This window comes from Brevibacillus reuszeri, from assembly GCF_001187725.1.
Lineage (GTDB): Bacteria > Bacillota > Bacilli > Brevibacillales > Brevibacillaceae > Brevibacillus > Brevibacillus reuszeri.
Genome location: NZ_LGIQ01000012.1, coordinates 1 through 9,176, shown reverse-complemented (window position 1 = coordinate 9,176; position 9,176 = coordinate 1). Strand labels below are relative to the sequence as shown.

The window sequence follows — 9,176 nt, the reverse complement described above, 5'->3', positions numbered from 1 at the left end:
CAAATCATTTAATGATAGACTCATTAACGCTTTCGCTGTTCAGTTTTCAAAGAGCATTTTTTGCGCCTGTTCTTTAGGCGACTTTTCTAGTATATCTTATCACATTCGCTTTTGCAAGAACTTTTTTCGTAAATCTTTTTTCTCACTCAGCAGCGACAATTCAATACTTTATCAAACAACTACCAAGAAGTCAACACTTATGTAGATCTTGATGTTCTTCTTATTAGGCCACTTGTTTCGAAGCGACAAGATGTATCTTATCACGTATGTAGGATGAATACAATAGTGTTTTTACATTTTAACTAAACTTTTTTAATGAAATTAAAGAGCGCAAGTTATCTCGCGCTCTTCTGCAGCTTATTGCTCTAATACTCGCGTTATCGATAAATGACGAGTTTCAACCAAATTAATGATTCGCCCTCCCGTCTCTACCATTGGTCGAGTCGGTTGATTTCTGTCGGTAAATACAATCTTGCCAATCGTTCCATCACTTAGCTCCACCACAGTTCCTACTGCAAACTGTGTAATTCCCTCTACAAAAGCGCGAACGATGGTTGGATCCAGCTTCCCGAAGCTATCTTGAACAAGCTGTTCAACGACAAGATACGGAGAAAGTGCTTTTTGATGGACACGGTCGGAGCACATGGCGTGATACACATCGGCTACAGCCGTGATCTTACTGTATAAATGCAATTTTGATCCCGGCAACCCCAATGGATAACCAGATCCGTCCTCTCTTTCATGATGCTGTAAGGCAGCCAGTGCTACACCTTCACTCAATCCATGCGAAGCCTTGATTATCTGATATCCGTACACCGTATGTTTTTTCATTTCTTCAAACTCATCTGCTGTTAGCTTGCCTGGCTTCTGGAGAATACGCCGATCAATTTTTGTCTTTCCAATATCCAGCAGCGTTCCAGCTAATGCAACCTGCATCCATTCTTTTTCCGGCACCTTAGTCCATCTAGCAATCATATAGGAAATGATTCCGACTGCAATCGCATGTTCGTACGCATAGCTGTCCAAACGGGAAAAGCTGCGCAGCGATAGCAATACTTCGGGTTGCTTCTGAAATTGCATAACAATCGGTGTAACAACCTCGCGCACTTCCATTACAGGGATGTTATTGCCGCCCTGAACCCGGATCATTAAGTTTTTCAGGGTCGAGACCGCTTTATCAAAAGTCTGTTGAAAGGATGTTTTGTCTGGACTCAACTTCTCTTGTACTACGCTTTGTTCTTCAACCACTTGCTCCGTCTGTTGTTCTCCCCAGGAAACATTCGCATCCTCAATAGGGACCTGTCTGACCATAAATGCATCCAGAATCTCTATTTCTTTTTCGTTTAAGGCGGTTCCTTTTGTAAAAAGGATTCCTCCCAACGAAGTATGTACCTCTTCCGCCAGCTTCGCTCCAATGGTTAGTTGTTTCACTTCCACGATGGGCAAATTGGTCACCATCCGATCCACCATGATTAAAATGATATAGTGTTCTTTTCCCAATTCTACCCCAACTTCAAACCATTTGGCAGGTAAAAAGCATCAGAGAAGTTTATTCTTTTGCTGAAACGTAAAAAGACGCCCCGCAAAAGGAGCGTCTAATCACACTTTGTTATTTATTCTTCAATTGGCTCATTATCATTTGGTTCGTTATCATTTGGCTCGTTATTGCCCTGATCCTCTACCAGCTCTTCAGTAGCTTCGTCTTCCACATCTTCATCCTCGTTCGGCGGGCATTTGGCTACGGAGCCCACCTGCTCGTTTTCCGAGAGACGAATCAGCTTGACGCCTTGCGTATATCGACCCATTACGGAAATACCCTTCATCTCCGTACGAATGATGACTCCAGAAGTCGTGATGATCATCAGATCTTCTTCTGGCTCTACGACTTTCAAGCCAACTACTGGACCGCTACGATCTGTTACGTTGTGCGTTTTGATTCCTTTACCACCACGCGACTGAATTCGATATTCATCAACAGGTGTACGCTTACCGTAACCATTAGCAGTAACGATCAATACCTCTGCATTCGGTTTGATCACGTCCATGTCGATTACATCATCGTCATCATCAAGAGTAATACCTTTCACCCCGGTAGCGTTACGTCCCATCATACGAACGTCGCCTTCATTGAAGCGAACAGACATCCCCTTGTGCGTGCCCATAATAATCTCCTGCTGACCATCTGTCAAACGAACGCCAATCAACTCATCATCCTCACGCAGATTGACCGCAATCAATCCACCCTTGCGAATGTTTTCGTACGATTCCAGCGTTGTTTTCTTGATAATCCCTTTTTTCGTTGCAAAGAACAGATAGTGTTCCTCATCAAATTCTTTAACAGGGATTACTGCACTCACACGTTCTCCTTTTTCAATCTGGATGAGATTGATAATTGGAGTTCCCTTGGCTGTTCGACTCAAATCTGGAATCTCATAGCCTTTCAGACGATACACCTTGCCCTTGCTAGTAAAGAACATGATGTAGTCATGGGAATTGGTGATGTACAGATGTTCAACAAAGTCGTCATCTTTGGTACCGAGTCCCTGAATCCCTCTGCCGCCCCGCTTTTGGGAACGATACGTCGAGACAGGGAGACGTTTGATATACCCCTCATGGGTCAATGTAATAACCACATCTTCTTCCGGAATCAAATCCGCATCCTCGATATGATCTTCATCAAACGTGATTATGGTGCGGCGAGCATCGCCAAATTTCTCTTGGATTTCGGACAGCTCTTCACGAATGATCGCGTAGATTTTCCCTTCATCTGCGAGAATTGAGCGCAGCTCTGCAATTTTCACCATTAACTCCTGGTACTCGTTCTCGATTTTTTCCCGCTCCAAACCGGTCAAGCGCTGCAGACGCATATCAAGAATGGCCTGGGCTTGTTCGTAGCTCAGCGAGTAATTCGAGATGAGTCCTTCACGAGCTTCTTCGGTCGTTTGTGAAGAGCGAATCAAGCTGATAATCGCATCGATATGATCAAGCGCAATCCGCAAGCCCTCCAAAATATGAGCGCGTGCTTCGGCTTGTTTCAGATCGTACTCTGTTCTTCTACGGATAATCACGCGCTGGTGCTGCAAATAGTAATACAGCATATCGCGCAGATTGAGTACCCGCGGACGACTATCGACGAGTGCGAGCATATTAACCCCAAACGACGTTTGCATTTGGGTATGCTTAAACAGATTGTTCAAGACAACCTTTGGAATTACGTCACGACGCAGCTCCATAACAATCCGCATGCCTTTGCGGTCAGACTCGTCGCGCAGGTCTGTGATACCTTCAATTTTCTTCTCGCGCACGAGCTCCGCAATCTTTTCAACAAGTCTTGCTTTATTGACCTGATAAGGAATTTCCGTTACGATAATGCGCGGCTTTCCTTTATCCTCTTCAATCAACGTCTTCGCACGCATGATAATCGATCCGCGCCCTGTTTCATAGGCACGACGAATACCACTGTAGCCGAGAATCTCACCAGCAGTAGGGAAATCCGGTCCCTTGATGATTTTCATCAACTCTTGTACAGTAATATCTGGATTGTCGATCATCGCTACTACGCCATCAATGACTTCCGTCAGATTATGCGGAGGAATATTGGTCGCCATACCTACCGCAATCCCTGAAGCACCGTTAAGAAGCAGGTTTGGGAAACGAGAAGGCAATACAACCGGCTCTTCCTTACGTCCATCATAGTTCGGAACGAAATCAACCGTTTCTTTATCAATGTCGCGCAAAAGCTCCAACGCGAGCTTGGAAAAACGGGACTCCGTATAACGCATGGCCGCTGCCGGGTCACCGTCTACAGAACCGAAGTTTCCTTGCCCCTCAACGAGCATGTAGCGCATGTTAAAATCTTGGGCCATACGAACCATCGCTTCATAAATTGAAGAGTCACCGTGCGGGTGATAGTTCGCCATTACTTCCCCGACAACGTTTGCCGACTTACGGAATGCTTTGTCAGGAGTAAGACCCATGTCATGCATGGCATACAAAATACGCCTGTGTACAGGCTTCAATCCGTCACGAACATCAGGCAAAGCGCGACTGACGATAACGCTCATCGCATAGCTGATGAACGACTCTCTCATTTCTTGGCTAATATCGACTTTGGGAAACCGAGCAGTTTCTTCTGCCATAAAGGGTAAACCTCCAACTGGTTATCACAATACGTTATTATACCATATATAGAGAGGGCGCGTCCAAAAAATCAGGCAAGATCAATCGATTCTCCCTCATTCCTGCTCCGTATTTCCCCTTACACAGGTGGAAAGCCCCTATTTCAATATTATTCCATTTCGATTTGGACATTCTCTTATGATTTGTTATTTGCTACTCAACTATTCATGCAACAAAAAACCGAGACGTTTCAAGAAGAAACTGTCTCGGTCGCTTGTGTCTTTTTGGCTTGCCTGCTTAAATAAATGATGTAAATGATCAAATAAAGGGCCAGTGCAATGAGCGAGTACCGATACATCAGAGCAAAGCTGGTCACTTTGGCGATCGCCCCCAGGATCATTGCTCCTCCCCCAATCCCTAAATCAAAGGCAGAGAAAAATGTCCCGGTGGCCGCCCCTCTTCTTGCCGGGTCCACTCGTTTGATCGTCCATGCCTGCAAAGAAGGCTGCACGGAGCCCACCCCGATTCCAAAAAGAATAGCGGCTCCCACCAGCTCGATCTCCGTCGTACTGTATGACAACAGAAGCAAGCCCACACCTAATATGATCGCACCAGGCAACAGAATCCATACAGGTCCTCTTCGGTCAAACAGCTTGCCAGCCAGAGGGCGAACCGCCATTAAAGCAATCGCATTAAATAAGAAGAACAACCCGATATTTTCGATCCCAACCTCAAGCCCGAACAACGTGATAAAACTAAAGATCCCTCCATAAATGAAACCAATCAGCAAATTCAAGAGAGAGGGAAACAGGGCTGCCTTTTCTAGTAACCCGCTCATTATACTTGTGCGTGGGCGCTTTCCAGCAGGCACCCCCTTGATTCTTACAAGTCTGGATAAAATCATCGCTAGTGCGGTCAAACCTGCTGAAATGGCGAACAACCAGCCATATCCCCAATTTTGTGATACCCAGAGACCAACCAATGGACCGAAAGCCATTGCCAGGTTGCTGAACATCCCGAAGTATCCCATCCCCTCGCCGCTGCGCTCCGAAGGAATAATATCCGAGACGATCGTACCGTAAGTGGTCGTGACGATGCCCCACCCTATTCCATGCAAAAAGCGAATGGCCAATACCAATGCCACGCTAACCATCCAGTAGTATCCAGATACCGCCAGTAAAAAGATGGCTAATCCCAGCAAAAGAACAGGCTTTCTCCCGATCGTATCCAACGCTTTCCCGGTAAAGGGACGAACCAGCAATGCTGATACCGTAAACAAGCTGATTACTAGCCCGACTGCTAGCTGATCTCCTCCCATATCTGTTACGTACACGGGAAGGGTGGGCAAGAGCATTTGAAAAGCGACAAACAACATAAAATTAGACAGGGCCAAGATGACAAAATCTCGCGTCCACAACGGTTTTACTTCAGACATGCTACTCACTCCCAACAACTCCGCAAACTTCTTTTACATACAATATCATATATTAAGTTTGAAAAGTCAATGCGTGAAGTGTCTTAATCCAATTTTCTGTGGCCCCTCCAGTGTTCATTCAGCAAAAAGGCACCGACAAAATCGGCGCCTTGAAAACTCCGTTTACTTCGTTGCCCTTTGACTTTGCAAACAGTAAAGGGAGTGCAAATTTTCATATCAAATCGATTACAGCTTGACGATAGTCTCCATTTCGGAGGAGCGAATCGTTATTTTGGCATCCATAACCAGTCCCAACGCGATTGCGAACATTTGAATGAGTTTTCTCATGGTGAATCCCTCCGTTCTGTTGATACTCCTATTGTACGAGCCCGGATATGCTCCTGCTATCGATTTGGCTTGCAGTATTCTTACAATGCTGTAAGTAACGCAAGAGCCACTTCTGTATGAATTCCCCTTTCTTTTCCCATACTTTTCTCGCATTTCTCGTCTATCTTTGAAAATGTACAGCACAATCAATGAAGGAGTGAAATACCGATGAAAAAAATTCTTTCCGTATCTTTACTTACAGCTAGTCTGTTGGCTGGAGGAACAGGCGTCATTCATGCCGAGGAGCAGCCTATACAAGCGCAAAAACTGAAACAAACACCTGAATATCAAGAACTGCAAGCGCTCCTAACGATCAAAAAGGAATTAAATGAGAAGCTGAAAGCCCAAACAGCACAAAACAAGGCAATGTGGGAATTGGTACGTAGTGATGTTCCAGAGGAAGTACGTACAACCGTAAAAAATATGATGGTAGAAATCAAACCAATCCGGGAAACCAATAAAGCACTCACTGCTCAACTAAAAGAGGCAAAAGCAGCCAAGGACAAAGCGAAATTCGCAGAATTGAAAGCTGCTATTGAAGCGAATCACAAAACGATTAAAGCAAAGCTTGCTCCTATCGAGTCTGAATTGGCACAAATAAAGGTACTTCATCAACAGCTAAAAGAACCTATGACTCAAATGAAACCAATTCGTGAAGCAAAAAAAGCAAACCGTGAGGAAGCAGTTCAAGTCAAACAAGAGTTCAAAGACAAACTGAAGGCAACCAAGGATGCCTACAAAAATGGAGACAACGCATGGAATACATCCCTGACAGAAGCAATCGATCTGATTGAACAGTGGACAGAGATTGAAAACGAAATCTTGTCGCAAAAGGCTTCCATCTACGATATCCTTCAGTAAGTCCCTCTCCCTAATTAAATACGAGTAATAGGCAGGGCAGCTCCGTGAAATTGTGGAGCTGTTTTTTTTATGTTCCACAATGTGTGGGAAAAGTGTGGGAAATCCGTTCGAACCCCCTGAGGTACTCTCTATCTGTTGTACAATAACAGATGAATCTGAGGTTTTCGGAGGGATAGTATGAGACCCTTTCACATTGCCATCGTAGACGATGACCCTAATATTCGGCAAATTGTAGAAGCCTATTTCCAAAAAGAAGGATACATAACCCGCAGTGTAGAGTCTGCTGAAGCAGCCATTCAATTAAATGAAACAGAGCCTCCTGATTTGTGGGTGCTGGATATTATGCTGCCAGGAATGAATGGATATGAATTTTGTCGTCGTATTCGAACAGAATCGGAGACGCCCATCATTATGATTTCGGCTCGTGATGAAGAAGTAGACAAAATTCTGGGACTGGAGCTGGGCAGTGACGACTATTTAACCAAACCGTTCAGTCCACGTGAATTAGTAGCTCGTGTAAATCGAGCGCTGCGTCGTTGGGAACGAATGAATAATCGCGGGGAGCTAGCCCCTTCTCTGGAAAATGATCAACCAACAGGTAGCTTTCTCGTATTGGATAAGGAGAAACGATTCGTATACTCATTTGGAACAGAAGTAGAGGTTACGGCAAAAGAATTTCAGGTTCTTTCGTTATTATCCGAGCATCCGAATCGTGCGTTTTCCCGGGATGAATTGCTTACTCTCATCTGGGGCGATGATTACTTTGGCAGTGACCGCGTCGTAGATGATTTGATACGTCGGATTCGGAAAAAGCTCGATCACATACCTTTGGAGACCGTATGGGGCTTCGGATACCGTTTGCGCATATCAGAAGGGAACCGCGAAGGATGAGCCTCCAGACCCGCATTACTTTAATGTTTGCAGCGCTCCTTATCATTGTGACCGGATTTTTCGCGACATTCATTCATTCCTTTCTCCTGGATAATTTGATTGCCCAACAAAAAAAAGAGCTCACTCTTAAAGGTCAGTTCTGGATTGAGCGGATCAAGTATGCCGACGACGCATTTGAAGAAGAGGATATTGCCGAACTAGACAAACTATTGGTCTCTAACCGAAAAATCGAAGTCCTGTTACTCGGCAAAAAGAAAAAGGTGCTATATACATCTCTTCCTTCATCGAACTTGAACGAATGGCTGCAAGTCTTGGAACGCAAGGCAGAAAAACGGAAGGATAAAAACGTCTGGATTGTGGGCGGAGACGATTATGTCGTCGTAAATCTTGGTCTTAAAAACGACGAGAAGCAGCGGCTTATCCTTGCCTCCCCTGTTCGTGGACTAAAGGAAGCTCGGATGGAGCTTACGGAAAAAATTATTGTGACCCTCTTAATCGGAGCTGTATCGGCTATTCTTCTCAGCTTTTTCATCACGAGAAGCATGGTACGACCGCTAAACAGACTAACAAAGGAAATCAAGAAAGTGCATTTCCGCCGTTTCTCTGAGGTCCAGTTGATTCCGGCCCGTGGAGAAATAGCCGAAGTATCAGAGAGTGTCTACTCGATGGCTCAGGAACTCGATCGCTTTCATGAGATTCAACGACAATTTCTGCAAAATGCATCTCATGAGCTAAAAACTCCTCTTATGTCGATTCAAGGCTATGCAGAAGGGATTCGCGATGGGATCTTTGTCGAGGACGCGGCACATAAAGGCTTGGACGTCATTGTCTCCGAAACAAATCGAATCAAGCATATCGTGACTGAAATTACTCTTTTGGCAAAGCTAGAGAGCGAAGAAGATGTATTTTATCCAACCACTCATTCTGCCACGGAGTTAGTCAATCGTGCTGTGGAGCGACTACATCCTCTTAAATTGCAGCAAAACATAGCTATCCTGGTCCGTACCTTTGGAGAAGAGGGAATCTTGTATGTAGATGACGGTAAACTTTTGCAAGCCTTATTGAACTTGATCACAAACGCCCTCCGTCATACCAAAGAACAGATTGAAATCAAGATCGAATCTGGCAAACGCTTCGTGACTATCGACATAATTGATGATGGAGATGGGATACCTGAAGATTTGCTCCCCCATCTGTTTCATCGATTCGTAAAAGGTAAAAATGGAGATGTTGGATTGGGGCTTGCGATTTCACGTGCAATTATCGAACGATCAGGAGGAATCATCGAAGCTAGGAACGGAGTTTTTACTGGGGCGATTTTCCGTATTACCCTCCCTCTTCAACGATGCCGTAGCCAAGCATAGCACCCAGAGAGAATGGCGCTTCTGGTGCTTTTCTTTTTCAAAAACAAAAAAACCATCCTTCTTGGATGGCTAGCTCGTTCATTCAAAACTGGATCTGCATGATTGCTAAGAGTGTGGATAAGTCCTCGACCGATTAGTAT

General features: G+C 44.8%; 6 protein-coding genes. 3 read left to right on the top strand and 3 right to left on the bottom strand.

The genetic code is table 11. The annotated features are described in order from the left end of the window. Window positions 1-357: 357 nt before the first annotated feature. The 3 genes from ADS79_RS30140 to ADS79_RS30130 form a co-directional block, all read right to left on the bottom strand. Window positions 358-1,446: an HD-GYP domain-containing protein gene (locus ADS79_RS30140; protein WP_174769658.1), complete on the bottom strand. Its 1,089-nt coding sequence runs from the start codon at window positions 1,444-1,446 to the stop codon at window positions 358-360. Between the two features lie 167 nt (window positions 1,447-1,613). Next, window positions 1,614-4,139, bottom strand: coding sequence for a DNA gyrase subunit A (gene gyrA, locus ADS79_RS30135; RefSeq protein WP_049742195.1), 2,526 nt, complete (start codon window positions 4,137-4,139; stop codon window positions 1,614-1,616). Between the two features lie 230 nt (window positions 4,140-4,369). Next, on the bottom strand, window positions 4,370-5,554 hold the full coding sequence (locus ADS79_RS30130) for an MFS transporter (RefSeq protein ID WP_049742194.1): 1,185 nt from the start codon (window positions 5,552-5,554) through the stop codon (window positions 4,370-4,372). A gap of 534 nt (window positions 5,555-6,088) precedes the next feature. Here ADS79_RS30130 and ADS79_RS30125 point away from each other — a divergent pair. From ADS79_RS30125 to ADS79_RS30115, 3 genes are all read left to right on the top strand, one after another. Further along, window positions 6,089-6,781, top strand: coding sequence for a hypothetical protein (locus tag ADS79_RS30125; RefSeq protein WP_049742193.1), 693 nt, complete (start codon window positions 6,089-6,091; stop codon window positions 6,779-6,781). Between the two features lie 177 nt (window positions 6,782-6,958). Continuing rightward, complete coding sequence (locus ADS79_RS30120) at window positions 6,959-7,672, top strand: response regulator transcription factor (protein ID WP_049742192.1); 714 nt, start codon at window positions 6,959-6,961, stop codon at window positions 7,670-7,672. Beyond that, a complete protein-coding gene (locus ADS79_RS30115) occupies window positions 7,669-9,036 on the top strand; it encodes a sensor histidine kinase (RefSeq protein ID WP_049742191.1) in 1,368 nt (455 codons plus the stop codon). Before ADS79_RS30120 ends, ADS79_RS30115 begins: the two co-directional genes overlap by 4 nt. Window positions 9,037-9,176: the final 140 nt, after the last annotated feature.

Coding starts and splice junctions, on each gene's coding strand:
- gyrA (WP_049742195.1), bottom strand. CDS start 4,139: ATGGCAGAAGAAACTGCTCGGTTTCCCAAAGTCGATATTAGCCAAGAA.
- ADS79_RS30115 (WP_049742191.1), top strand. CDS start 7,669: ATGAGCCTCCAGACCCGCATTACTTTAATGTTTGCAGCGCTCCTTATC.
- ADS79_RS30120 (WP_049742192.1), top strand. CDS start 6,959: ATGAGACCCTTTCACATTGCCATCGTAGACGATGACCCTAATATTCGG.
- ADS79_RS30125 (WP_049742193.1), top strand. CDS start 6,089: ATGAAAAAAATTCTTTCCGTATCTTTACTTACAGCTAGTCTGTTGGCT.
- ADS79_RS30130 (WP_049742194.1), bottom strand. CDS start 5,554: ATGTCTGAAGTAAAACCGTTGTGGACGCGAGATTTTGTCATCTTGGCC.